23 protein-coding genes are annotated in these 25,757 nt (G+C 62.0%); 18 read left to right on the top strand and 5 right to left on the bottom strand.

Features of this window, described 5'->3' with window-relative positions; all coding sequences use genetic code 11:
• Positions 1 to 82: 82 nt before the first annotated feature.
• On the top strand, positions 83 to 1,327 hold the full coding sequence (ligD, locus tag VUN82_13740; protein XAS70184.1) for a non-homologous end-joining DNA ligase: 1,245 nt from the start codon (positions 83 to 85) through the stop codon (positions 1,325 to 1,327).
• Here ligD and VUN82_13735 read toward each other — a convergent pair whose 3' ends face one another.
• From VUN82_13735 to VUN82_13725, 3 genes are all read right to left on the bottom strand, one after another.
• The gene (locus tag VUN82_13735; GenBank protein ID XAS74682.1) at positions 1,328 to 1,939 is read right to left on the bottom strand and encodes a dihydrofolate reductase family protein; all 612 of its coding nucleotides are present in this window, start codon (positions 1,937 to 1,939) and stop codon (positions 1,328 to 1,330) included. It abuts the gene before it with no gap.
• A gap of 112 nt (positions 1,940 to 2,051) precedes the next feature.
• Positions 2,052 to 3,767, bottom strand: a complete 1,716-nt coding sequence (locus VUN82_13730; protein XAS70183.1) for a thiamine pyrophosphate-binding protein — start codon at positions 3,765 to 3,767, stop codon at positions 2,052 to 2,054.
• Complete coding sequence (locus VUN82_13725) at positions 3,764 to 4,576, bottom strand: cyclase family protein (protein XAS70182.1); 813 nt, start codon at positions 4,574 to 4,576, stop codon at positions 3,764 to 3,766. Before VUN82_13725 ends, VUN82_13730 begins: the two co-directional genes overlap by 4 nt.
• A 340-nt stretch (positions 4,577 to 4,916) precedes the next feature.
• Here VUN82_13725 and VUN82_13720 point away from each other — a divergent pair, with 340 nt between their 5' ends.
• The 9 genes from VUN82_13720 to VUN82_13680 all read left to right on the top strand — a co-directional run bounded on the left by VUN82_13720 (position 4,917) and on the right by VUN82_13680 (position 13,737).
• Complete coding sequence (locus VUN82_13720; GenBank protein ID XAS70181.1) at positions 4,917 to 6,245, top strand: MFS transporter; 1,329 nt, start codon at positions 4,917 to 4,919, stop codon at positions 6,243 to 6,245.
• A gap of 50 nt (positions 6,246 to 6,295) precedes the next feature.
• On the top strand, positions 6,296 to 7,435 hold the full coding sequence (locus VUN82_13715) for a thiolase family protein (GenBank protein XAS70180.1): 1,140 nt from the start codon (positions 6,296 to 6,298) through the stop codon (positions 7,433 to 7,435).
• Entirely contained in the window at positions 7,432 to 7,749 is a 318-nt protein-coding gene (locus VUN82_13710) for a zinc ribbon domain-containing protein (protein XAS70179.1), read from the top strand. Before VUN82_13715 ends, VUN82_13710 begins: the two co-directional genes overlap by 4 nt.
• On the top strand, positions 7,746 to 9,362 hold the full coding sequence (locus VUN82_13705; protein ID XAS70178.1) for an ATP-dependent acyl-CoA ligase: 1,617 nt from the start codon (positions 7,746 to 7,748) through the stop codon (positions 9,360 to 9,362). Before VUN82_13710 ends, VUN82_13705 begins: the two co-directional genes overlap by 4 nt.
• Before the next feature lie 60 nt (positions 9,363 to 9,422).
• On the top strand, positions 9,423 to 10,397 hold the full coding sequence (locus tag VUN82_13700; protein ID XAS70177.1) for a LysR substrate-binding domain-containing protein: 975 nt from the start codon (positions 9,423 to 9,425) through the stop codon (positions 10,395 to 10,397).
• A 143-nt stretch (positions 10,398 to 10,540) separates the two neighbouring features.
• Positions 10,541 to 10,732, top strand: a complete 192-nt coding sequence (locus VUN82_13695; protein ID XAS70176.1) for a hypothetical protein — start codon at positions 10,541 to 10,543, stop codon at positions 10,730 to 10,732.
• A gap of 153 nt (positions 10,733 to 10,885) precedes the next feature.
• On the top strand, positions 10,886 to 11,401 hold the full coding sequence (locus tag VUN82_13690; GenBank protein ID XAS70175.1) for a flavin reductase family protein: 516 nt from the start codon (positions 10,886 to 10,888) through the stop codon (positions 11,399 to 11,401).
• A 68-nt stretch (positions 11,402 to 11,469) separates the two neighbouring features.
• Positions 11,470 to 12,570, top strand: a complete 1,101-nt coding sequence (locus VUN82_13685; protein XAS70174.1) for an LLM class flavin-dependent oxidoreductase — start codon at positions 11,470 to 11,472, stop codon at positions 12,568 to 12,570.
• Between the two features lie 102 nt (positions 12,571 to 12,672).
• Positions 12,673 to 13,737, top strand: a complete 1,065-nt coding sequence (locus tag VUN82_13680; GenBank protein ID XAS70173.1) for a helix-turn-helix transcriptional regulator — start codon at positions 12,673 to 12,675, stop codon at positions 13,735 to 13,737.
• A 30-nt stretch (positions 13,738 to 13,767) separates the two neighbouring features.
• Here VUN82_13680 and VUN82_13675 read toward each other — a convergent pair whose 3' ends face one another.
• Complete coding sequence (locus VUN82_13675) at positions 13,768 to 14,733, bottom strand: AraC family transcriptional regulator (GenBank protein XAS70172.1); 966 nt, start codon at positions 14,731 to 14,733, stop codon at positions 13,768 to 13,770.
• Between the two features lie 363 nt (positions 14,734 to 15,096).
• Here VUN82_13675 and VUN82_13670 point away from each other — a divergent pair, with 363 nt between their 5' ends.
• From VUN82_13670 to VUN82_13645, 6 genes are all read left to right on the top strand, one after another.
• Positions 15,097 to 15,891: an SDR family oxidoreductase gene (locus tag VUN82_13670; GenBank protein ID XAS70171.1), complete on the top strand. Its 795-nt coding sequence runs from the start codon at positions 15,097 to 15,099 to the stop codon at positions 15,889 to 15,891.
• 143 nt (positions 15,892 to 16,034) lie between these two features.
• Complete coding sequence (locus tag VUN82_13665) at positions 16,035 to 17,279, top strand: styrene monooxygenase/indole monooxygenase family protein (GenBank protein XAS70170.1); 1,245 nt, start codon at positions 16,035 to 16,037, stop codon at positions 17,277 to 17,279.
• A 50-nt stretch (positions 17,280 to 17,329) separates the two neighbouring features.
• Positions 17,330 to 19,105 (top strand): flavin reductase, encoded by a 1,776-nt coding sequence (locus VUN82_13660; protein ID XAS70169.1) that lies wholly within the window; start codon positions 17,330 to 17,332, stop codon positions 19,103 to 19,105.
• A 16-nt stretch (positions 19,106 to 19,121) separates the two neighbouring features.
• The gene (locus tag VUN82_13655; GenBank protein XAS70168.1) at positions 19,122 to 20,699 is read left to right on the top strand and encodes an NAD(P)/FAD-dependent oxidoreductase; all 1,578 of its coding nucleotides are present in this window, start codon (positions 19,122 to 19,124) and stop codon (positions 20,697 to 20,699) included.
• A gap of 27 nt (positions 20,700 to 20,726) precedes the next feature.
• Complete coding sequence (locus VUN82_13650; protein ID XAS70167.1) at positions 20,727 to 21,530, top strand: cyclase family protein; 804 nt, start codon at positions 20,727 to 20,729, stop codon at positions 21,528 to 21,530.
• On the top strand, positions 21,527 to 23,203 hold the full coding sequence (locus VUN82_13645) for a thiamine pyrophosphate-binding protein (GenBank protein XAS70166.1): 1,677 nt from the start codon (positions 21,527 to 21,529) through the stop codon (positions 23,201 to 23,203). The genes VUN82_13650 and VUN82_13645 overlap by 4 nt, the downstream gene beginning before the upstream one ends.
• An 80-nt stretch (positions 23,204 to 23,283) precedes the next feature.
• Here VUN82_13645 and VUN82_13640 read toward each other — a convergent pair whose 3' ends face one another.
• The gene (locus tag VUN82_13640; protein ID XAS70165.1) at positions 23,284 to 24,177 is read right to left on the bottom strand and encodes a PaaX family transcriptional regulator C-terminal domain-containing protein; all 894 of its coding nucleotides are present in this window, start codon (positions 24,175 to 24,177) and stop codon (positions 23,284 to 23,286) included.
• 279 nt (positions 24,178 to 24,456) lie between these two features.
• Here VUN82_13640 and VUN82_13635 point away from each other — a divergent pair, with 279 nt between their 5' ends.
• On the top strand, positions 24,457 to 24,876 hold the full coding sequence (locus VUN82_13635) for a nuclear transport factor 2 family protein (protein XAS70164.1): 420 nt from the start codon (positions 24,457 to 24,459) through the stop codon (positions 24,874 to 24,876).
• 17 nt (positions 24,877 to 24,893) lie between these two features.
• On the top strand, positions 24,894 to 25,706 hold the full coding sequence (locus VUN82_13630) for a hydrolase (GenBank protein XAS70163.1): 813 nt from the start codon (positions 24,894 to 24,896) through the stop codon (positions 25,704 to 25,706).
• Positions 25,707 to 25,757: the final 51 nt, after the last annotated feature.

The raw sequence follows: 25,757 nt of genomic DNA, 5'->3' as shown, positions 1-25,757 counted from the left end.
GTCGCCCTTGCCCTTGGTCTGGCTGTGACGGTCTAGCTGTGATGGTCTAGCTGGGGCCGCCGATCGTTGCTAGCGTGGCGGCATGAACCCGTCGAAGACTCCGGCAGAGATTCTGGACATAGACGACGCCGAAGTTCGCGTCTCCAATCCGGACAAGGTGGTTTTCCCCGAACCCGGACTAACCAAGCTGGATTTGGTCCGCTATTACCTTTCAGTTGCGGAGGGTGCGCTGCGGGGCGCCGGCGGCCGCCCCATGGTGCTCAAGCGCTTCCCCAAGGGCATCGACGCTGAGCCGTTCTTTCAGAAACGCGTTCCCGAAAATCATCCGGAGTTCATTGATACGGCAACGCTGCACTACTCATCGGGGACCTCAGCAGAAGAAACTGTCATCCGGGACGCTGCCGGTTTGGCGTGGGTGGTAAATCTTGGCTGCCTGGACCTCAACCCCCACCCCGTCCGTGCCGAGGACCTGGATCATCCCGACGAACTCCGAATCGACCTCGATCCCATGCCTGGAGTGGACTGGTCGCAGATCGTCGACGTCGCCTATGTGGCGCGCGAGGTGCTTGACGACGTCGGGCTGGTGGGTTGGCCTAAGACGAGCGGCTCCCGCGGACTCCACATTTTGGTGCGGATCGCCCCGGAATGGTCTTATAGCGAGCTGCGGCTCGCCGCCGAGACCCTTGCCCGCGAGGTGGAGAACCGCGCACCCGGGCTTGCCACGGCGCGGTGGTGGAAGGAAGAACGCGGCGAGAGCGTCTTCGTCGACTTCAACCAGAATGCGAAGGACCGGACTGTTGCGTCGGCGTACTCGGTCAGACCCCGGCCTGATGCCCGGGTCTCCACTCCCCTGACGTGGGATGAGGTCACGTCCACGAGGCCCGAACAATTCACCGTCCGCTCAGTGCCCGAGCGCTTCGCGGACCTGGGTGATCCCCATGCCGGCATCGATGACGCCGTTGGGTCCCTTGAGGGCCTGCTGGCCTTGGCGAAGGAACTTGGACCGGCGGAGAAGGCGCCGCGCGCCGGCGACGGGTCCGGGCGCCGGGTCTCAACGATGCCACTCATTGAGGTGGCCCGCACCAAGACAAAGCCCGAAGCGGTGGCCGCCCTCGATGAATGGAAGGCCCGGCACGCCGACGTGGTCCCGGAGCTGCACCCGGCGGATGTACTCATCGACGGGATGCGCGGCTCGAGTTCGCTCTGGTACAGGGTCCGGGTGAACCTGCAGCACATCCCCGAAGCAAAGCGTCCTCCCCAAGAGGAGCTCATCGCCGATTACGACCCCTGGGCCGGCAAGGAATGGCCCGGCCGTGCAGGATCGTGACTATCCTTCGCCGATGTCGATGCCTGTAACCGGCATACCCGCGCGCTCGTAAGCGAGGGCAACGGTGCCCGTCGGGAACCCCTGCGGTGGTTGTGCAAAGCGGAACGCTGCCGGCACGCCGGCGCCGTCGGGGAACAATTTCTTTCCGGCTCCAAGCGTGATGGGATACAGGAAGAGGTTCAGTCGATCAACGACGTCGGCCTTCAGCAAGGACCGCACCAGCTCGCCGCTGCCTATGACATGTATGTCCTCGAACCGATCTTTCAGGGCAGCCACTTCCGCCACCCCGGACAACGCCGTCGTGCCCGCCCATCCAGGGTCCGTCAGCGAGCGGGAGACGACGAACTTGGGCAGTGCGTTGAACGTATCAGCGATCGGGTCATCGGCCCGGTTGGGCCAGTATCCCGCGAAGATGTCGTAGGTTTTGCGCCCCAAGAGCAGCGCATCCATGCGGTTGATTCCCTCGACGATCACCCGCCCGGTCTCTTCATCGGAATAAGCCGCCTGCCAGCCGCCGAACTCGAAGCCACCCTCACGGTCCTCATCAGGGCCACCCGGGCCTTGATACACGCCATCAAGGGTGATGAAAAGATCGACCGAGAGGATTCCCATCATGTACTCCTTCGCATGAGAGGCAACCGGATGCTGCCTCGAACCGTACGCCGATCGGGTGGCCCGGGATCGACATCACTGCGAGCCAGACTAGCGACTCCGCCGTTTAGCCTCAATGGCCTTTAAAGGCCTCGGCCAGCCACCACGCGCCGCCGTCGGAAGCGATCCGCGCGTCAATGACCAGCGGCATAGTCCGAGGACCCGCAACCCATTCCTCCACCGGGGCCAGATCCGCGACGCACCGGACCGTCACGGTGGCAGCACCGTAGCCTGCGGCGATGGAGGCGATATCTGTCGTGGGGAATCGAACCACTTCCAGGTCTTCATCATCTGCATCGAAGTGATGGACCTCGGCGCCGTACGCGGAATCATTGTAGACAATCACCGCCATGGGAATCCGCTCACGGACCAGCGTCTCCAATTCCGAAATGGCCATGAGGAAGCCACCATCGCCGGTGCCCAGGACCGGCACGCGTTCCGGTTGGGCTTTCGCCGCGCCGATCGCAGTGGACAACCCCAGCCCAATCGACTGAAAAGCCTGGGTGAAGCAAAAGCCATACTCATCAGGAACGGACAGGTAGGCGCTTGGATACCCCATGAAATTGCCGGAATCAACGGAAACAATGCGATTGTCCGGCAGGATCCGGTCAAGCTCGCGGCTGAGGACCCGGGGATCGATGGTCCCCGCAGCGGACAGGTCTTCTGTGTCCACCGAGTTCCAGCGCGCGTGCACGGCTATCCGGTCAGCCATCTGTGAGGTACGCAGGCCAACCGCCTGGTGTCCGGCAGAACGCAGTTCATTGAGCACAGCAAGGGCTGTCTCGCTGCAATCCCCCAGTACCCCCAGGTCGACGGGCCGGTTTGCCCCCAAAGCCGAGTCCTCAAGGTCCACTTGCACCACTTTTGTTCCTGGGCCAATGAGCGAACCATGGCGCATCGTCCACATGTTCAGTGCACAGCCCCAACCGACGATCAAGTCAGCTTCGCGCACAATGTCCGCGGTGAACGGCGAGGAGAATCCACCGGAAATCCCCAGGTTGAATGCGTCGCCGTTGAAGAGTCCGTGAGCGACGGCGGAGGTCGCCACGAGCGCGCCAGCGGTTTCGGCGAGCGCCGCGATTTCCGGTCCTGCCTGGCGGCCTCCACGGCCAGCCACAAATACGGGCTTCTTCGCACCTTGGATGAGCTCTGCCAGCTTCGTGACTGCCGCGGCTGAGGGCCTGGTCCGCTGGCGGGGTTCCAACGGCTCCAAGAGGCCGACTTCTGCCGGTGCCTCTGCACTTTGGACGTCTGTCGGCAGGGAAAGGACCACCGTCCGGCGTTCGTTGACTGCCGTGCGGTAGGCGCGGAGGGTGTCTGCTACTGCGCTTTGCGGTGAGTGGACCCGTTCAGCCACTGCACCGACGCTTCGGGCTAGTGCATCCTGATCGATGGTGAAGTTGGACCTGACGGCCGATGCAGGTGTGTCCGCGGTTAGGACGATCATGGGGGTGCGGCTCTTCGCTGCCTCGCCGATTCCTGTTACCGCATTGGTCAACCCACAACCCTGATGCGTAGTGACGACTCCGACCTTGCCCGACATCCTCCCGTAGGCATCAGCCATGGTGGCTGCGCCGCCTTCGTGCCTTGCTGCGGTATAGGGAACTCCTGCCCGGCGCAGTGCGTTTGTCACGACGAAATTTCCGCTGCCCACTACTCCGAAGACGTGGCCGATGCCGAGCCGGGCAAGGGTGTTCCCCACGAGTTCGGCAACATTGTCAGAGCGGGATGCGGGGGCCAGTGCCGTGGAGTCCTCCTTGAGTACCGGTCCGCTGGTGGTGACGGTCATCGTGTTTCTCCTTCTTTGAGCGCGAACACGCGAGCTGGGCTCCCGGTTCCGCCAACGATTGGCAAGGGCGCAACGATGAGGGCTGCTCCGGTTGGGGGCAGTTGGTCCAGGTTTTGCAATGAGGTGATTCCGTACTTGTCGTTCCCCAGCAGGAAGTGATGGGCCGGAAATGGAGGTTCCTGTCCACCGGCGGCCCCGGCATCGATACCAACGGTTTCCACGCCAATGCCGGACAATGCAGACTCCTCGGCAATCCATCGGGCGCATTCGACCGTGAGCCCGGGAGAATGTGGGCCGTGCTCGTCCTTGTTCAGGAATCGTTGTCGGTCTTGGGAGCGCTTGTCCCACCCTGTTCGAATGAGGAGCCAGCCGCCGTCGGGCAGTGCTCCGTAGGTTTCCTCCCATCGGAGGATGTGGTGACGGTCGAGGAGAAAGCCCGGGTCCGCAGTAGCCTCCTCGGTCGCGTCAAGGACGATGGCCGGGCCCACGAGCCGGGCGGGTTCGATCTGGGCGACGTCTTTGCCGTCACGCCCGGTGATCCAGTGGACGGGCGCGTCCAGATGGGTGCCTATGTGTTCGCCGGTGTGGATGTTGTGATGCTTCCAGAAGGGTCCGGGGCGGTTGTAGGCGGAGACCTCTTCGAGGCTGAAGTCAATGAGGTTTGCGAAGGGCTCCGGCAGTTCGAGAGTTGGAGTGTTGATCGAGAGCCTGGTGGTCAGGTCAATGACATCAATCCGGCCCGTGGCGAGGCCGGCAAGCACCTGGGCTACGCTGCCCTGGCGCACGTCAATATTGCTGCTGGTATCCATAAGAGTTCCTTGGGGATGGGTTCGCCGTCGATGAGGGCGTTGAGGGTCCCGTGGCGGTGCGCAACAGGACTTGTGGCTGCGACATTAGCAGCACATTCATACGCACCGGAACAGCGTTTTTGTGCAAATCGCAAGGGTTACCCGGAAAGGCATAGCCCCTGGCAAAACCGGCATTCGACGTTGCCCTGACCGCGGGGGAAACTGAAATCAGCAGCTGTAACGCCCATCACAATTGACCGTTTCGATCATGAAGCGGACAACCTGATCGCAGAGTTTCAGCCAGGACGATACGTCGAATTGGCCGGAGCATTGCCAGAGTTTTTCGCACTAAGGAGCAACAATGTCCCATCCACAGCACACCTTGCCGGGACAACGTCCCGGCGTCCGACGGTACGTTGTTGCCTCGCTCGTGGGCAATGCGCTGGAGTGGTATGACTTCTTCCTCTACGCCACTGCATCGGCAGTCGTCTTTGGTCGGTTGTTTTTCCCCTCCAACGTCGACCCCCTGGTTGGTACCATGGCCGCCTTCGCTGGTTTCGCCGTCGGGTTCGCAGCCCGTCCTCTGGGCGGAATCATTTTCGGTCACATCGGAGACAGGCTGGGGCGCAAGCGCGCATTGGTCATGACGCTATCCATCATGGGAATCAGCACAGCTCTCATGGGCTTGCTGCCCACTTATGCGCAAGTAGGGCTGTGGGCCCCTGCCTTGTTGATCCTGCTCAGGGTCATCCAGGGCATCGCGGCCGGTGGTGAATGGGGCGGAGGCGTCCTGCTGATCAGCGAGAACTCCTCCACTACCCGCAGGGGCATGCTCTCCGCCTTCAGCCAGGGAGGAATTTCGCTCGGCTTCGTGCTGTCCTCCTTGGTCTTCTTTGTGGTCCAGTTGATGCCGGACGCCCAGTTCCTGGCGTGGGGCTGGCGCGTCCCGTTCCTCCTGAGCGTGGTGCTGCTGGCAGTAGGTGCCTACATCCGCTTCCGGCTACCGGAAAGCAAGGAGTTCACCGCCGCCAGCCACAGCAAGCAACACCGCCTCCCCGTGCTTGCGGCCATCAAAACCCACCCCCGCGAAATCCTCGTCGCCATGGGACTTCGTGTGGCCGAGAACGGCGGCTCGTACATTTTCCTCTCCTTCTCCATTGCCTATGGAGTTCACGTGGGCGTGGACAAGGGCCTGCTGCTGATGGCAGTGGCAGTATCCATGCTTGTCTCGTTTGGCACCTACATCTTCTTCGGCCATCTCTCAGACAGGATTGGACGGCGTCCTGTCTACGCCCTTGGTGCAATTGGCATGGGTGCCATGGCTTTCCCGTTCTTTTCCATGATTGATTCCAACACTCCCGCCATCGTCATCCTGGCCTTCCTCCTGGGCAATGGCCTCTGCCACGGCGCAATGATCGGAACGCAGCCAGCTTTCTTCCACGAACTGTTCAACGCCGAGGTCCGCTATTCCGCGATGGCGATCGCCCACGAGCTCGCAGCGGTCTTTGCCGGCGGATTCGCCCCGTTGATCGCCACAGCCTTGCTGTTGCAATACGGTTCCTCCATTCCGGTATCCCTATATGTGATTGGCCTGGTCTTGGTCACGCTCATAGCACTGGTTTTCTCCCGCCATGGCATCAAAGCCGACCAGAAGGAAAAGGCCGGCCACGAGGCAGAAGTTCTCTCGTAGGCACCCCAAAAGTTCTTCTGCTCTGCTGTCGTTTTTTAGAAAGGATGGCCATGACGGTCTCCATCATTGGGACTGGACAGTCCCCCTACACCCGGCACCCTTCAGCAGGGACAACGACGTCCCAGATTATTGCCCGGGCTGTGAGCAAGGCATTGCATGATGCCGGCCTCCAAACCAGTGACGTGGATGGGTTTGCAGTATCCAGCTTCACGCTCGCACCCGATCACGCCATTGATCTGGCCTGGCGCATGGGCCTTCGACTCTCCTGGCTGATGCAAGACACCAACGGGGGCGCCAGCGCAGGCGGAATGCTCCAGCATGCCGTCCGTGCCATTCAAGCAGGCGACGCAAACGTCATCGTTCTGGCCGCAGGCGACCTCATGGACCAGGCCGCGTTCTCCCGTCTTGTTGCCAGTTACAACAAGGCGACTGAAGACCATCTGGCGCCCCTGCCGATGAACGGACCGAATGCACTCTTTGCGATGCTCACTTCCCGCCAGATGGAGCAGCTCGGACTCTGCCGTGAAGATTACGGCCGCATCGCCGTGGCGCAGCGCCAATGGGCCATGGATAACCCAGCTGCTGTCTACCGCGAATCACTGAGCATGGACCAATACCTTAACGCCCCGATGGTTGCCACCCCCTTGGGCCGGTACGACTGTGTACCTCCTGTTACCGGGGCGGACGCCGTTGTCCTGGTGGCAGATCGGAGCAAGGGAACTCCCCGTGCCAAAGTGCTTTCCGTAAAGGCCTCGTACAACTCCGACCAACAGTCCGACGACGGCTTGGCAACGGGCCTGCAAGCCTGCGCAACCAACGGCTGGGAGCAGGCCGGGATCGGTCCCAGCGACATAGGACTCGCCTGCGTCTATGACGACTACCCGGCCATGGTGGTGGCGCAATTGGCGGATCTGGGCATTCTTTCAAATCAGGACCACCCGGCCGATTTCATCGAACACCGAATTGCCACGCGCCTGTTGCCGGTCAACACCTCCGGAGGCCAGCTTTCGGCCGGGCAGGCCGGGGCTGCGGGCGGAATGCACGGACTGGTTGAAGCCGCCGCCCAGCTGATGGGGCGGGCTGGGGCCCGCCAGGTCACGGCACGCCACGCAGTCGTGAGCGGTTACGGGATGGTCCTCTACCGTTACGGGGCCTGCGCCACGATGTCGGTGCTGGAGGCAGCCCAATGAGCGCCGCCATCCAAGCCTGCCTTGGATGCGGGAGCCTCCTCTTTCCGGCACGTCTCATCTGTCCCCGCTGCGGACAGGATGACTTTTCAACGGTCCAGGCCGAGCAGGCAGACGTCCAGCAGACAACGCAACTGGCCGACGGCACGCTTCTGGCCACGTTGACCATCCCGAATGGGCCTCATGTCATTGCCCGCGTGACCGGCGGCACGACAGTGCCCGGTGAAAGCCTGCCGCTCACCAACAACCCAAACGCCGGCCCCGGCGTCCACGCCTTCATCCCTGTCCGCTCAAACGTAAATGAGAATCAGCCATGAACCCCCAGGTAACAGACCCAAGCCTCCGTCCCTTGACCATCCCCGAAATGCTCCTTGAACGAGCCCGGAAAGCTCCTGCAGCGCCTCTTTTCCGCTGCGGTGAAATTCGTCGGGACAGCCAGATGATGGCCGACGCCGCCGCCCGCGCTGGCGGCCTGCTGCGCAGTGCCGGGATCGAGGCTGGTCAAACAGTGGCCCTGATGTCCTCCAACAGGACAGAACTGCTGGACTTCATCCTGGGCTGCGCATGGATCGGCGCCGTCGCTGTCCCCGTGAACACGGCGAGCAGGGGCGAACAGTTGCGCCATGTCCTGACCAACTCCCGGCCGGCACTGATGGTAGCTGAAGCTGAACTGTTGCCACATATCGCCGCAGCTGGTCCCGTACCGGACCTACAGCAGGTGTGGGTACTTGATCGGCCGACGGCGGACCCCACCACGGCTTTTGGGGTCACCCCCGCTTTCGAGGTCACTCCGGTCCCTGAACCGGTTCCCGGAGTGGAGCCAGTGGAAACAGGACCGGCAGACACGGCTGCCATCCTTTACACCTCCGGCACCACCGGGGTATCCAAGGGTGTGCTGTGCCCTCAAGGGCAGTTCTATTGGTGGGCTGAAAATATGTCAGACCAGCTGGGTCTGAGGCCCGATGACGTGCTCTACACCTGTTTGCCGCTGTTTCACACGAACGCCCTCAATGCCTTCATGCAGGCCGTCGCTTGCGGAGGCGAGTACGTACTCGGCCCACGGTTTTCGGCCTCGCGGTTCTGGGCAGATGCCTCCTCAGCGGGAGCGACGGTGACATACCTTCTCGGCGCGATGGTCGGAATACTCGCTGGCAAGGAGCCGGGACCGGGTGATCGGAACCACCACATTCGCCTGGCCCTTTCCCCGGCCACACCTGCCCGGCTGGTCGAACCCTTCCAGGTGCGGTTCGGAGTGCTCCTCCTGGACGGCTACGGATCCACCGAGACGAACTCGGTGATCGGGTCCACGCCCCATCAGTGGCGCCCAGGGTACGTTGGCCGGGTGCGGCCCGGATTCTCCATCCGCGTTGTGGACGCCCACGGAGTGCCCGTTCCCAACGGGCATCCGGGTGAGTTGCTCATCCGCAGTGACCAGCCCCATGCAATGGCCACCGGATATCATGCCATGCCCGAGGCGACAACGAAGGCGTGGCAGGATCTCTGGTTCCATTCCGGGGACAGGGTCGTCCTGGAAGAGGACGGCTGGGTTCGGTTTGTTGACCGGATCAAGGATGTCATCCGGCGCCGCGGGGAAAATATCTCCTCAGTAGAGGTTGAGCAGGTTCTGCGGCAGCATCCCGCCGTCCAGGAGGCTGCCGTGTACGCAGTGGATTCCGAACTCGGTGAAGATGAGGTGATGGCCGCACTGGTCCTCCGTGAGCCTGTGGATTTTGCCGAGTTGTGCCAGTTCTGTGTTCCCCGGCTCGCTTCCTTCGCCATCCCCCGCTTCCTGCGGGTGGTGGATGAACTGCCCCAGACCGAGAACGGCAAAGTGCGCAAGCAGGTGCTTAAAGCCGCCGGCCGGGAGGCAGCACAGTGGGACAGGGATATCACCTCCCCGCGGCGGGCGGCTGCTGTTGCTGCCCGCTGATTGATCACGGCCCGCTGTCGGTGCAGCAGCCCGCAGGAGGAGGACCCGTAGGATGAAGACATGGACCTGCGGGCGCTGCTGACAACCCACGTAAAGCTGCGCCACCTTGTTATTGTGCTCGCCGTCGCGGAGCAAGGCAGCCTTGTCCGGGCCGCCGAAGAACTCTATCTGACACAGCCGGCGTTGAGCCGGGCTTTACGGGAAGCCGAGCATGCCATCGGCGCGCCTCTTTTCGAGAGAACAGCGCGTGGGATGGTGCCTACGCTGGCCGGGGAGGCATGCCTTGAGCATGCAAGAGCGATCGTCGGCCATCTCAGCACCCTGCGGCGACGGGTAGAGGAACTGGCCGACCCGGCGTCGGGCCTTGTCAAGGTGGGCGCGCATGTCACAGGGGCCAATCTTCTGTTGCCGCGGGCCGTCGCCCGGCTCACTGGCGAAAAGCCGCGGGTGGAAGTTCGACTGCGCGAAGCACCTCCCGAAACGCTGATCCAGGAACTGGGTAACGGTGACCTGGACCTGTTGGTAGGCCGGGTGACCGACCATCCGAGTACCGCCCGGCTGCGGCTTGTCCCGCTGTATCGCGAGGACTTCCGTATCGTCGCCGCTCCGTGGCACCCCGCCCACGCCATACCCGAAGTCTCCCTGCAGGACCTGGCAGATTACCGATGGGTGGTACCACTTGCCAACACGCCCCTTCGGGATGAGCTCGAACAGAACTTCCGGAATGCTGGACTTGCCCCTCCTGCGCAACAGGTCGAATCCGGCGCTCCGGCCACCGTACGTACGCTCGTGGTGGAGGCCGGGTTCCTGGCCCTCATGCCGGAATCCATGGCCTTGGCTGAACCGGATGTAAAGATCCTCAGCCTTCATCTGAACGGGCTGGCTCAACAAGTCGGGCTATTGCTCCATCCAGATAGGCCCTTGGCCCCGAGTGCAGCACTCCTGGCAGAAAAGCTCAGGGAAGTCGGAGATGAGATGGCGCGCGAACTTGCCGAACGGTCCCTGACTTCGACCGACGCCCCCAGGGAAGGCTGAGCGAAGACCAGCAACAAAGCCTTGTTCATTGTCAACAATTGACGATATTGTTGTTGCATTCGTCTGCGAAAGGCAGTCACAATGCGACAACGTCGTCGTGTATCACCCTGGAAGCTATCCAAGCCGGGGAAGGTTCTGACGCCATGCTGAGCTTGAGCGTCATCATCGCAGCGGCACTGGTGACCAGCTTCAGTGCAGTCTCCCTCATGCCACGGTCCATGCCAGGAGGGCTGCGGCGTTCCAAGGACGGCTTCCTCCTGCAGCTCGGCGCGGGAATCCTCGCGCTGGCGTCCGTCGTGCTTGCCGTCAACATCCAGCTGGGCGCGTTCCAGTGACAGGAACGCCGCCTCGTACTTTCCCTCGCGGGATTGGGGCGCGGCGCTGGTTGTCGCAAAACGGCCATAAGTCAGCGAAGAACGGATAGTCCAGTCAGCCTGCGATCCGCAGAATTGTGGAACGTTCGCAACACTGACTGGAGGTGGCACACGATGTTGACTGAAAGCATCCAACAGCAACCGCTTGTAGCAAAAGACCTGGAAGCCTGTGAGGTCCCTCCGGACCTGAGGTCCGTCATGCGGCATTGGCCCTCCGGAGTCAGCGTCGTGACAACGGCGGCGGGTGGTCGACGGGCCGGCATGGTCATGAACAGCTTCGCGTCCGTCTCCCTGGACCCGGCCCTTGTCTCATGGTGCGTGGACAAAGCATCGTCCAGCATTGAGACCTGGATGGCGACAGATAACTTCTCCATCCACGTTTTGGGGAAGGATCTTGGGCACTACGTCCCCCGCTTCGCCCAGCGCGGCAAGGACAAGTTTGAAGGTCTCATTCCCCTTGTGGGATATACCGGCGCGCCTGCGTTGCCGGACGTAGGGCTGCGACTCGACTGCCGGCTATGGGCCCGCTATGAGGGCGGCGACCACATGATCCTGGTCGGCCAAGTGGACCACATAACGCAACCGGAGTCGTTCGATCCCCTGCTCTTTCAGCACTTGCGGAAACCGTAGAAAAGCGCCTGACGGCTCGTGACATCACCAACACTTTGACAGGACCAGAAAGAGGAATCATGCATCCCATGGACAGAAAAGACCACTTCAAGCTCGGACTATTCTCGGCAAATTGCTCGGGAGGATTGGCCGTTACGAAGATTCCCGAAAGATGGGGAGCAACGTGGGAGGAAAACCTTCGGATGGCCCGCATCGCCGACCAGGCAGGAATTGATTTCCTGCTGCCCATCGCGAGATGGATCGGTTACAAGGGCGATACGAACTTTCATGGTTCGGTACTCGAGCCCATTCCATGGGCCGCCGCGCTCCTGGCCGCCACCGAAAGGATTTCTGTCTTCTCAACGGTTCACACAGCGTTCAACCATCCACTGGTGACGGCGAAGCAGATCGCCACCCTTGATGCGATCGGTGGCGGCCGTGCTGGACTGAATATCGTGGCCGGCTGGAATCAACCCGAGTACGAAACCATGGGCGTGGACATGGCGGAGGCCCATGACGATCGCTACGGTTTCGCCCAGGAGTGGTGGGAGGTGGTGCGCCGAGCATGGCAAGAGGAAGGAATCTTTGATTTCGACGGGAAATTCTTCTCGCTTAAGCATGTTGAGGCATCGCCGAAGCCCGCCGGCGGAAAGGTTCCCATTCTCAATGCGGGTTCCTCCGCGCAAGGCAGGAACTTCGCTGGAAGGAACTCGGATTTCGTCTTCACGGTGGTCGGCGGGCCCGAGGACGGGGCGGAAATTGTCCGCTCCGTGAAAAGCCAGGCGATGGCGAATTACCAGCGTGAGGTTGGTGTTCTGACGCTTAGCCACGTGGTGTGCCGGCCGAGCCATCAGGAGGCAACGGACTATCTCGCGTATTACGCAGAAGAGAATGCCGATTGGGGTGCGGTGGACTACCTGATGAATCTCCAGGGTCTGCACGCGGAGTCCTTCACCAAGGAAATGTTGGGGACCATGCGATCCCGTTTTGCCGCGGGCCATGGCTCCTGCCCGCTCGTCGGCACCCCCGATGAAGTGGCCGCTGAAATTGCCCGCTTCGCCAAGGCGGGTTTTGACGGGATGACACTTGCCTTTGTGGACTACGCGGGCGAGCTTGAGTACTTCGTCCAGGAGGTACTTCCGCGCTTGGAGAAGCTGGGCGTTCGCGAACCGGCACTTGCCAATGTATAGAAGCAATGACTATCGTCAAGCACACGCTATATGCCTTTGACGATGTTCGAGGAGCAGCTGGCGCGACCGGGATCAAGATCCCTTTCAGGGAAAGGTCATTACATGGACTCAGCTGGGGCGTTAGACGCTGTTTCATGTCAGTTGCCTGCGGCTAGACCCCTTGAGGCACATGCTCTAACCCGCAGCACCTCGCCAACAGTTGTCCGGGACTCCGTCAACAGCCTGACGTCGGATGAGCATCTGCTGGTTCCGCATCAGGGACGCGGAATCGACGGGACGGTCAACGGCCTGGTGGCGGGCGCCATCAGCCTGGTTTTTGTCTCGTATGGCACCGGGGTCACGATTGTCAGTCCGCCCTCGGGTCGCCGGGCGCTGCTTGTCATACCGAGGGGTCCGATGCTCGTGGAATCCTGCGGCAACCAGTGGGTGGCGAACACTCCGTTCGCTTTGAGCTCCCACCATCAGACCAAGATGGTTCCGGATCCACTGCGCGGAGCCCTGGTTGGCGGTGTCGACGCCGATGTGCTGGAAAACTATTTGGCGGCTACGTCGAATCGCGTGCTGGTCAAGCCCATTTCCCTTGCTAGCGACGTTCCCTTACAGCTCAGCAATCCAAACATGGTGTCGCAAACCTGGTTGGAAGCCTGCCGCCAGCTGGACCAGGGCATCGCAGGAGAATCTGTCACGTGGCTTGAGAATATCCTTCTTGCCACAATGTCCGCCGGGCTTGCTCCTTTCCTGGAGCCGGCTTTCGCCCCCTTGCCTGGCAATAAGGGGGCTCCGGCGTACGTTGAGTCAGCCTGCAATTACCTGGAGCAGAACCTGGGGGCAAACATCCGGATTGATGATGTGGCCTCCGCCGTCGGTATCAGTACAAGGCAGCTGCATAATGCCTTTCAGGCGCACATCGGCCAGAGCCCCGCACACGTACTGAGAGACATGAGGCTGGCGCGTGCACGCCGGATGTTGGAGGGACAGGCCGGTCCAGTCGCGGCCACGGTGGCCGAAGCCGCCTTCGACGCCGGCTTCTCCCACCTTGGGCGGTTTGCCGCATACTACAGCGAAAAGTACAAGGAATCGCCGTCCGCTACGCTGCAAAGATTGCGGGGCGTCCCTAAACAGCAGGCCTCTAAACCTCCGCAGTGGGTTGGTCAAGTGAGTCATTGAGGACCATCTCACGCTGACACCCGAGCGAGGCTAGCGGCGAAGGCTCTCCGATGGGAGTTCGCCGAACGTGTCAAGGTAGAGGGCCGAGAAGCGCCCTTGATGGGAGAAACCGCAGCGCTCCGCGATCGAAACAATAGTTTCCTGTCCGGGGGCAGCAGCAAGAAGCAGTTCCCGGGCCCGGTCCAGACGCACTCTCCTCAACAACTCCGACGGCGTTGCCCCCACTTCGGAGCGAAGCGCCAGTTGCAGGGTTCGTACGGACACGCCCAGATTCTCTGCGATGTCCGGAACCCCCAACTCCTCAGAGGCATGCCGTTCCAGCAGTTCCCGGAATTGTCGTATCAACCGGCTTTCGGAAGCCGGACTGGAGTGGTCAGCCTCCGTCACGGGATTCATTGCCAGGAGCAGCCGGGAAACCATCGTGTCCGCGAGAAGCTTCTGGACGAAGCCTGGGGCTGTTCTTTGCCGTTGGCTGATCATGTCGTCGTGGAGTTCGACGACAGACCTCAGGAATGCCCGGCCGGCAGAGCCGGTGAGGTCCATCGCGTAGCCGAGTTTCACGCTCTTCTCCGGATCGCCGCTGCCGGGATCACGACCGTGCGGATCCTCGCCATAGAGTTGCGCCGCCACGGAAGCAAGGGCGAGGCGGCTCACGTAAACAATCAAATGCGGGGTTCCGCGATCCCACGTCATGGTGAATGGGCGATCGATTGGCGGAACTGTGGCGGTTTTGGGGCTGGACTCCACCGAGGATGAGCCCACTTCCATGTGTGCGTGGCCCGCGAGGGGGATCTGGATGAGATGGAAGTTCTCCAGGCCTTCCGGACTGATCCGGACGTTGGCGCCATAATCCAGGAATTCGATGCCAACGTCACCGCGATGCAACGAGCGCAGCTTCATGTCCACGGACGTCCCCCGGGTCTGCGGAACGAGATCGTGACCGCAGAACAAATCGGCGATTTTCTGGTGCGCATCATCCACGTCGGTCGTGCTCACTGTTGGGAGACCTCGTAGGACATCACGGGGAAGGATTCTCACCATTGCGCGTTCCTTCCCCGGTTTTCGTTTTTCGGATGAGCCCTGCGCCAAGCGGATAGACCCGTTTTTCGCCTGTGAATAGAGTCGCTCTTAGAACAAGTATGACGCACGTCATAGAAACGCAGCAACGAAACCGACGGAAGGGGTGAGCAGAGATGAAGAACGTCAAGCTGGTGCATGACCGCCGAATCGAGTGGGAACGGACTCATCCGAAGCCCGCGCCCAGGCCCAGCGTCAAGTAGAGGCCCACCGTCGGCAACGACGAGCGTTATGCGTACATAAGACTTCCCATCCCATGGATTCACTACGAAAGGTTTGGCCATGTCAGCACTCTCGGGCAGGACCGCAATCGTCACAGGCGGCGTCACCAAGATCGGCCAAGGCGTCGCGAAGGCGCTGCGCGATGCCGGTGCCACCGTTGTGGTCGCCGACATCGACGCCGACGGCGGCGCCCAGCTCCACACGCTGGGAAGTGACATCAGCTTTTCCCTCACTGACATCACAGATGACGCAGCGGTGGCGCGGCTCATGGACGATACGGCAGCATCCCACGGAGGCATCGACATCCTCGTCAACCTGGCCTGCACCTACAAGGACGATGGCGCGGCTTCGGACAGGAACGATTGGCTGCAGGCACTGAACGTCAATGTGGTGAGCGCCGTGATGGCAAGCAACGCGGCGCGCCCGTACCTCAAGGCGTCCCAGCACGGAGCCATCATCAACTTCACCTCGATTTCGAGTTCCGTTGCCCAGACAGGCCGCTGGCTCTACCCCGCGGGCAAGGCTGCCCTGGTCCAGTTGACCCGGAGCATGGCAGTAGATCTCGCCGACGACGGCATCCGTGTCAATTCTGTCAGCCCCGGATGGGTCTGGAGCAACATCATGGACACCCTGTCCGGCGGCGACATTGACAAAACAGATTCAGTGGCAGCCCCGTTCCACGCGCTCAAGCGGGTGGGACGGCCAGAGGAGATCGGAGCAGTCGTCGCCTTCCTCGCCAGCGATGCCGCCAGCTTCGTGACAGGCGCTGATTGGGCCGTCGACGGCGGCTACTCCGCTTTGGGACCCGAGCGCGCCGAAGAAGCCATCCCACTACTCGCCGCCGAAAAGAGGTGACGACACATGAATGACATCAAGCTCGTACACATTGGCCTCCCCGGCTGGGAACAAACCCATCCCGAGCCAACGCCGAGGCCAGGCCAAATATCTTCCCCCATCATTTACGGATGCAGAGACAGCAGAAAGACAAGGTCAACACTATGACACAGCGCCACATCACCATCGTCGGAGCAGGGCAATCGGGCCTGCAACTTGCCATCGGTTTGCTTAAGGCCGGTTTTGCGGTCACCACGATCTCCAACCGCACGGCCGAAGAAATCCATGATGGAAAAGTCTCCTCGAGCCAGTGCATCTTCCACGATGCCCTTGAGCACGAGAGGGCGCTCGGCCTGGACTTCTGGCCTGACGCTCCCACCGTGGACGGAATATCGTTTACGATCCCCCATCCTGAGGTTGCTGGTGAGAAGGCCATCAGCTGGGCATCCCGCCTGGATAACCCGGCCAAGTCCATTGACCAACGGGTCAAATTCCCGAGGTTTATGGAAGAGTTCGTGGCGCAGGGCGGCGAGCTCGTGTTCGAGGACGCCGGTGTGGAGGAACTGGAACGATACTCCCTGAACTCCGATCTGGTGATTGTGGCCGCCGGCAAGGGAGAAATTGCCCAGCTCTTCACCCGCGATGCCCAGCGCAGCGCCTATGACGCACCGCAACGCGCTTTGGCGTTGACGTATGTCACGGGAATGGAGCCCAGGGCAAAACACTCGGCCGTTTCCTTCAATTTGATTCCAGGCGTGGGCGAGTATTTTGCCTTCCCGGCGCTCACCACCACCGGTCCGTGCGAAATCATGGTTTTCGAGGGCATCCCGGGCGGACCCATGGATTGCTGGAAGGGCCTGACTCCCGGGGAACACCTGGAGACGTCCAAAAACATCCTGAAGCAGTACTTGCCGTGGGAAGCCAGCCGGGCGTCCGACGTCGAGCTGACCGATCCCAACGGGTTCCTGCAGGGCCGGTTCGCGCCCACTGTCCGCCATCCCATCGCCACGCTTCCCAGCGGCAAGAAGGTCCTGGGACTCGCCGACGTCGTGGTGCTGAACGACCCCATCACTGGCCAGGGCTCCAACAACGCCAGCAAATGCGCGGCGTCCTACTTGCAGAGCATCGCGGCGCACGGCGAAGGTGCCTTCGACGCAGCGTTCATGCAGGCCACTTTCGAAACGTATTGGAGCTATGCGCAGCACGTAGCACAGTGGACGAACGCGCTGCTGGCTCCGCCGCCCCCGCATGTCCTTTCGCTTCTGGGAGCGGCCGGTCAGTCGGCCGAGATCGCGCACCGGTTCGCCAACGGATTCAACAACCCGCCGGACTTCCAGGAATGGTTCATGGATCCGGATAAGGCCGCTGCATACCTTGCAAGCGTGGGCTCCGCCGTACCCGCGACCTGACAGTCGCTCCACTACTCCTGGCAACAACGTTCCTCGAAGGAAAACCAGACATGCGAAAGATCGCAATCATCGGAGCCGGCGAATCCGGCGCCCAACTGGCCTTGGGCCTGCAGCGGGAGGGGTATGAAGTCACCCTGTTCTCGGACCGTTCGGCTGCTCAAATCCGTACCGGCAAGGTCATGTCCAGCCAATGCATGTTCCCCACAGCCCTGGCCGCTGAAGCGCAGCTGAGTTCAGCTCTTACGAAGCTTTATGACGGCGAAGCCGTGCCTGGGATCAGTGCCATCCGGTTGCGTGTCGAAGGCGAATCGGGCGCCGGGGCCATCGAGTGGGAGGCGCCCCTTGAGGGGACCGCCCACTCGGTGGATCAGCGGATCAAGAGTGCGGCCTGGATCGAGGCCTTTGTAGCTGGCGGCGGCGATTTCCGTATAGAGAAAGTCACGCCGCGCATGCTGGAGGAGCTCGCACGGGACTACGAGCTGGTGATCGTCAGCACCGGAAAGGGCGAGATCGCCCAGATCTTCCCCAAGGACAGGTCCAAGTCCCCGTTCGACCGGCCGCAACGAGTGCTCGCCCTGAATTATGTCTCACTCGATACGGTGTCATTCGATTCGGTCTCAACCGATACATCCACCGAACCGGCCGATCAGCCCAGTGACAGCATTCGCATGTCCGTAGTCCCCGGCGTCGGGGAATTCTTCACCTTTCCCGGACTTACCGTGTCCGGGCCCTGCCGGATGATGGTCTTTGAAGGCGTCGTGGGCGGCCCTATGGACAAGTGGACCGATGTTACAAGCCCACAGGAACAGCTGAGCCGATCACTGGAAATCCTGGAAGAGCATTTCCCCCACGAGGCGAAGAACTTCGCCAACGCAACGCTCACCGATGAGGGCGCAACACTCTTGGGCCGGATCACCCCGACCGTTCGCTCGGCAGTGGGCGAACTGGGCAATGGCAACCTTGTCTTCGGCCTGGGCGACGCCGTCCTGCTCAACGATCCCCTCACCGGGCAGGGATCCAACAACGCGACGCTGGCCGCCAAGTATTACCTGGATTCCATCGTGCGGCGAGGGCAGCAGCCCTTCGACAAGCAGTGGATGGAACGCACCTTTGACGAGTTCTGGCGGGGCTGGGGTCAGTGGGCCGTGGCGTGGACAAATGACATGCTCAAACCCCGGCGGGAACACCAACAGGCCGTCCTGGCCGAAGCAGCTGATCACCCGGCACTGGCCGCAAGCATCGCTGGCGGATTCGATGATCCCCGCACGTTCTACCCATGGTGGTTCGATCCCGCAGCTGCCGCCGAGTTCGTGCAGGCACGCAAGGACGAAGATTCGTCAGCTTTTGACCTGAGGGACTTCCGGGGCGCCCTGGGACAATTCGCCACGGGCGTCACGGTGGTCACCACCCTTGGAGTCGACGGGCGGAAGGTGGGCATGACCGCCAACTCCTTCACGTCCGTTTCCATGGAACCTCCGCTGGTGTTGTGGTGCCCCAGCAAGCGGGCTCCGAGCCTTGTGGACTTCGAGGACGCTACGCACTTCGCCATCAACATCCTTGCCAGTGACCAGCACGTCCTCTCGCGCCAGTTCGCAACGCCGGCAACAGACAAATTCGCCGGCGCGGAAACCACCGAGGGAATCGCCGGAATTCCGTTGCTGGACGGCGCCGTTGCCACGTTCCAGTGCCGGACCGTCTCACGACACGATGCCGGCGACCACGTCATCTACGTAGGCGAGGTGGAGAGGTACGAGAATGCTGGAGGGGAACCCCTCCTGTTCCACAGCGGCAAATACCACGCCGCAACCAACCACCCGGACTTCTGAGATGACGGTGCCCTCCATGACGGACTCCACTGATATTGCCATCATTGGTTCGGGAATCAACTCCCTGGTAGCCGCCGCGGAGCTTGCCATGGCCGGGAAGCGCGTCTGCCTCATTGAACGGGCCGGCAGGCTGGGCGGCTTCATCCATTCAGGGGAACGCACGCTGCCCGGGTTCATCCACGATTCCTTCTCTTCCTGGCACCCCCTGTTCGTTTCCGGAGGCGCATACCAGGCCTTGGGAAGTGAACTGCATGCGAGGGGATTGGAATACTGCAATTCCGACGGCGCGGTGACGGCCAGCGTGGCAGCCGACCCAAAGACAGGGCAACACAGGGTGGTCGTGGCCCATCGCGACCCGGCACTCACTGCCTCGGCTTTGCAGGAGAGCGGAGACGAAGGCGCCTACCTGGCGATGCTGGAGGACCTCGGCCGCAATGCAGGGACCATCTTCGGTGCGTTCGGTGCTGAACTGCGCTCTTTCAGGGAGGTGCTGGCGATCGCCGCCGGCGCTTTGAGGCGAGGAAAGGTCAAGGGTACGGAGGCTTTCGTCCGCGATTCAGTCATGAGCGGCCGCAACTACCTCCGCAGCCGCTTCAACGGATGGCAAACCGACCAGCTGTGGTCCCCTTGGCTCCTTCACGCCGGCCTCGGCCCGGACCAAGCGACCGGCGGCGTCATGCTTCCGGTCATGGCTTTGAGCATGCACAGCTTTGGCCTCCCGGTAGTGAAAGGCGGAGCGGGGAACTTCGTCGCTGCTTTTGAGACCCTCCTGAGGGATAAAGGCGTCCGGATCATGCTGGACACAGAAGCCGAGGAAATCCTGGTCGATTCCAAAGGTGCAACGGGAGTGAAAACCTCCAACGGGCTGCTCAGCGCACGGACCGTCCTGGCAAACGTGTCACCCCAGGCCCTGTATTCCAAGCTGTTGCGCCAGCCACCAGCCGGGTTGGCCGAGGCAGCCGCGCGTTACCAGAACGGCCGCGGGGCCATGCAGATCCACCTGGCCCTGGACAAACCGGTCCAATGGCTCGATCCCCGATTGGATTCCGTGCCCCTGGTTCACGTGAGCAACGGTTCGGACAGCACTGCAATTGCTTGCGCCCAAGCCGAGGCGGGACTCTTGCCTACGGAACCTACCGTCGTCGTCGGTCAACAGTGCGTCCTGGATTCTTCCAGAGCCCCAGCAGGCAAAGCGACACTATGGCTGCAGTTACAGGAAGTGCCCTTTTCGCCTGTGGCGGATGCCGCAGGGGCGCTCGCCGTGGACGGCGGGTGGACACAGGACCTCAAGGAACAGTACATGGAGCGCGTCCTGACCAGGCTCGAGCAATTCGCACCGGGCACCCGGGCTTCCGTCCTTGCCTGGGACATCCTGGCACCAACCGATCTGGCCGCGGAAAACCCCAATGCCGTCAACGGTGATCCGTACGGCGGATCCGCGGAGCTTTTCCAAAACCTCCTCTGGCGGCCCTTCCCTCAGGCCGCCAACCACAAAACCCCCGTCAAGGGCTTGTGGCACATCGGCGCTTCCACCCACCCCGGCCCCGGGCTATCCGGCGGATCGGGGCATTTAGTTGCCCAGAAACTGAAATGAACCACACATCAACCCGACAGGAGAACAATGTCTGTTCTAAATGAGCTCACCGCAGCCTTGTCATCCGGCGCCATCGACGTCGTCGACCTCACCACCCCGCTCAGCGGTGATACCCCGATTCTGAATCTTCCCCAACCCCTGGCCAATACGGTTGGGCTTTCGCTGACTCCCGTCAGCAATTTCGACGACGCCGGACCGGCCTGGGCGTGGAACGACGTCACGGTGGGCGAACACGCCGGGACGCACCTGGACGCTCCCGTCCACTGGATCACGGGCAAGGACGGGAAGTCCGTGGACCAGATAGAGCCGCACCGCCTGGTGGGGCCGGCGGTGGTGATTGACAAGAGCGCCGAAGCCGCCCAGGACCCCGACTTCCTGCTGGAGCCCGAACACTTCGAGCAGTGGCAGCAGGAGCATGGCCCCTTCCCGGAAAACTGCTGGGTCATCTTCCGCACCGGCTGGTCCACCCGCGGCGGTAACGCTGCGGACTTCATGAACGCTGACGACGCCGGTCCCCACACTCCGGGGGTCTCCGCGGCTGGTGCCAAATGGCTCGCCGGAAATGCATCCATCAGCGGCTTCGGCGTGGAAACGGTCGGCATCGACGCCGGCCAGGCAGCCACGCTGGACCCGATGTTCCCCGTCCATTCGTTCCTGCTCGGCGCGGACAAATACGGTGTGACGTCGCTGCGGAACGTTGACCGCCTCCCAGTCACCGGCGCGACGCTGGTGGTTGCACCCCTGCCCATCGTCGGCGGCACGGGAAGCCCCAGCCGCGTTTATGCGCTGGTTGAGAGCCCTGCAAGCACAGCATCGGAGCCGGTCGCATGAGCGAGCAGGTAAGGGTCTCCACGCTGGTGGGCCAGACTCTGGCAAAACTGGGAGTCGGTCACGTCTTCGGGGTGGTGGGTAGCGGCAACTTCGACATCACGAGCACGCTGATGAACGCCGGAATTCCGTACACCGCGGCCCGCCATGAGGGCGGCGCTGCCACCATGGCCGATGCCTACTCCAGGATGTCGGGCAAGGTGGGTGTGGTAACCACGCACCAAGGATGTGGCCTGACCAACGCGATCACCGGCGTCGGAGAAGCTGCCAAGAGCCGCACACCGATGATTGTGCTGACTGCCGATACGCAGGCGGCGGCCATCCGGTCCAACTTCAAGATCGATCAGGATGCACTGGCGCGCAGTGTCGGGGCCGTGGCGGAACGGATCCACTCCCCCGAAACGGCTGTAGCGGATACGGTCCGGGCCTTCCGAACAGCGGTGAACGAGCGCAGGACCGTGGTCCTGAGCTTGCCCTTGGATGTCCAAAGCGGATCCGCGGCAGACACGGTGAGTACCGTCGTCGTGCCTGTACCGGCGCGGCTTCGTCCGGATACCGGCGCAGTGAACCAGTTGGTGGAGCTGATCTCGAACGCGAAACGTCCCGTGTTTGTAGCGGGCCGCGGCGGCAGGGGCGCCCGGGATTCCATCCTGGCCCTGGCCCGGCATGCGGGGGCACTCGTGGCGACCTCGGCTGTCGCGAACGGGCTGTTCAACGGCGATTCCCACAATTTGGGCATCTCCGGCGGGTTCTCCTCTCCCCTGACCGCGGAGCTTATTACCTCAGCGGACCTGATTATCGGGTGGGGTTGCACCCTGAATATGTGGACCATGCGTCACGGCCGGCTGATCTCGGCGGGAACAAAAGTAGTGCAGATCGACGTCGAAGATTCCTCGTTGGGCGCCAACAGGCAGATCACACTGGGCGTGCTGGGTGATTCCGCCCTCACGGCCGAGGACGCCCTGGACGTCCTCAGGACGATCCAGCCTGCTGCGGCGGAAAAGTACCGCACCGAGCAGAACGCCCTGGCCATCAAACAGAGTGCACGGTGGCGGGACGTGGAGACTCCGGACCTTGGCACTGCGACGTCGATCGACCCACGGGTCATCAGCCGGGACCTGGATACCATCCTTCCCGCCGACCGGATTGTCGCAGTGGATTCGGGCAACTTCATGGGCTACCCGAGCCAGTATTTGGCGGTGCCGGACGAATTCGGGTTCTGTTTTACCCAGGCATTCCAGGCGATTGGCCTTGGCCTCTCCACGGCGATCGGCGCTGCCATAGCGCAACCGCAGCGGTTGCCGGTCCTGGGGGCCGGAGATGGTGGGTTCCTGATGGGCATCAGCGAACTGGAGACCGCCGTCCGGCTGAAGTTGCCGCTGGTCTGCATCGTCTACAACGATGCCGCGTACGGCGCTGAAGTCCATCACTTCGCGGAGCACCACACGCAAGAGGAATTGGGCAGCGTGTCCTTCCCGGAGACGGATATTGCCGCGATCGCCCGGGGATACGGAGCCGACGGCGTGACCGTCCGGACGCTGGAGGACCTTCAACCAGTACGGGAATGGGTTGCCGCGTTCCGCGATGGCGGACAGGACCGGCCCTTGGTGATCGATGCCAAGATCGCCTCGGATGGTGGCTCCTGGTGGCTGGCGGAGGCCTTCCAAGGACACTGATCCTGGGTGGTGCGTTGGAAAAGGGTTGGGGCGCAATGCTGCCCCAACCTTTTCCGCCGTTGCGTACTTTCACACAGTTCTTAAGGGGATGCGACTGCTACCGCATCTGGTTCCGCAGGTGATCCGACGACGGACAGCGCATAATCCTGGGCCCTCGGACCCAATAGCTCGTGCAGTTTGGTGAAGAGCTCCTGTGCGGCCAGTCCATGCCAATTTTCCGGCAGGTATTCTTCCGGGAGCCCAGGGTCCATATAGGGAAGCCTCCGCCATTGCGTGACTATGGGAACGTAATCCACAAAGGCCTGCTTCAGCAGTTTGGACGCCCCAGCCTCCTCCTCGTGGTTCTCCCAGCGATCGAGTACGGGCTGATGCCGTGCAATGAAGTCCGTGTACAGGGTTTCCAACGAGGGCAGATCCCACCATTGGCCCACCTTCTCCTCCAGGTGGCCGCCGGTCAGATGGGTTGCCTTGAAGAGCTCCACGTAGTCCATGAGCGCGGCCCGCCGCAGCTGGTGTTCGACGTCGGACGCAAGATTTCCGGGTGCGATCCACAACCCCGGAGACACCTGCCCACAGCCAATACGGGTCAGGATGCTCCGGAGCTTGTGTCGCAAGTGCCGCTGTGTCTCGGGGACCGAGAAAGAGGCGAGGAGCCATGCGTCGTCTTTGTCCGCACGACGGGGAGCGAAAATCCGTTCGTCACCGGCATTGAAAACGTCCTCGAGTTCCGGCGATAGCTTGTATGCCGCAGAATTCCCGCGTTTGACACTGACCAGGACTCCGCGTTTCTTCAACCGCGACACGGACGAACGTACTCCGGCTGATTCAACTCCCAGGTCTCCCAGGAGTTGTACGAGGTCCGCGATCGCAAACGTTCCGTCCTGATGCCGGGCATACAAGCCATAGACAGTGACGATCAAGTGTTGGTGGCGCGGCGTCGGGGCAACGTCCGGCGCGGCGTCGGCCTTGGCCATTCAGTGCTACCTCTATTGGTTCAGGGATGGACTTAGGGTCTTAGGCTACATCCCTGACTGGCCGCAGGTTCACGGCTCTACCTGCTGTACGTGCTGTACACGCACGGGTTTTAGTTCAGAGCGTGAACCAGACCCGGATGAAATCCACACCCTGCCCCAGATACAGGGTCTGGAGTGGAGGGCTGATTGCGCGTAAATTGGCGCCAGACTGGGCATCTCATCACGCGCGTCCAGAAGCGCGGTTGAAGGTGGCAAACACTGAGCGGAAGGAAACCAAGGTTGAGTGAAGTCATAGACCGGCTCTTGCTGGCGATGAACGCCCACGATCCCGAAGCGATGGAAGCTCTGTTCCACGAGAACTACCACAGCGAGCAGCCTGCCCACCCTGGCCGTACTTTCACAGGCAGGGGTCAGATGCACGCGAACTGGGCTGCGATGTTCGCTGGAATACCTGACTTTCGGACAGAATCGATCCGCTCAGTCGACGACGGAAACACCACATGGACAGAATGGTCATGGACCGGTAATCGTACCGACGGGCAACCCTTCCAAGCCCGTGGGGTCACACTCTTCGAAGTAAACGACGGCCTGATCACGTCCGGCAGGCTGTATATGGAGGACGTCGAAGCCGAGGCAGTGGGGATCGAGCAAGCCGTTGAAAATCTATCCGGGCGCCGGCCGCATCCGACCGGGTCCTAAGCCGGGAAGGGGAAGCTATGCTGATCTGCGCAACCTGCGCCGTCGAACGCGACGAGCCGACGCCCGAACTCTGCCCGATCTGCACCGACGAGCGGCAGTACGTGCCCGAGGACGGGCAAAAGTGGCTTTCACTCGACGAGTTGGCGCAGGCCGGCCAGCAGTTACTGCTGGAGGAGAACGAGCCCGGGCTAATCGGCATCAGAACCGCGCCGAAAGTCGGGATCGGCCAAACTACCCAACTTGTCGTGACACCAGAGGGTTCGCTGCTGTGGGATCCCGTTGGATTCGTTGATGACATCACTGTGAAAGCAGTCCTTGAGCGAGGCCCCGTTGTGGCGATCGCAGCGAGTCATCCCCACATGTTCGGGGTACAGGTGGAATGGTCACGCCTGCTTGGCGACGTGCCTGTGCTTGTGGCGGACGCCGACCGGCGATGGGTTGGCCGTAATGATCCAGTCATCTCCTACTGGACCGGCAGCAGGACCATCACCGAAGGGTTGACACTGCACCAGACCGGAGGCCACTTCCCCGGCAGCGCAGTGGCGCACTGGACTGCAGGAGCGGGCGGCAAAGGGGTCCTGCTGACAGGCGACAGCGTCTTTCCTAATCCAGACCGCCGCTCCGTCGCCTTCATGCGCAGCTACCCGAATCATCTGCCGCTGTCGGGGGCAGTAGCATTGCGGGTGGCGGCGCAGCTGGAAGAACTCACGTTCGACAGGATCTACGGCAACTTCAACAACGTCATCGCCTCCGGAGCCAAAGCGGTTCTACACGATTCGGCCCAACGGCATGCAGCCTGGGCGCGAGGAGACTTCGACGACCTGACGTGAAGATAACGATTACCTCCACAGCCCGGAGCTTCCCATGACATGGCGGGAAGT

Source organism: Micrococcaceae bacterium Sec5.1 (assembly GCA_039636795.1).
GTDB lineage: Bacteria > Actinomycetota > Actinomycetes > Actinomycetales > Micrococcaceae > Arthrobacter.
This window is presented reverse-complemented; position numbering and strand designations above follow the sequence as displayed.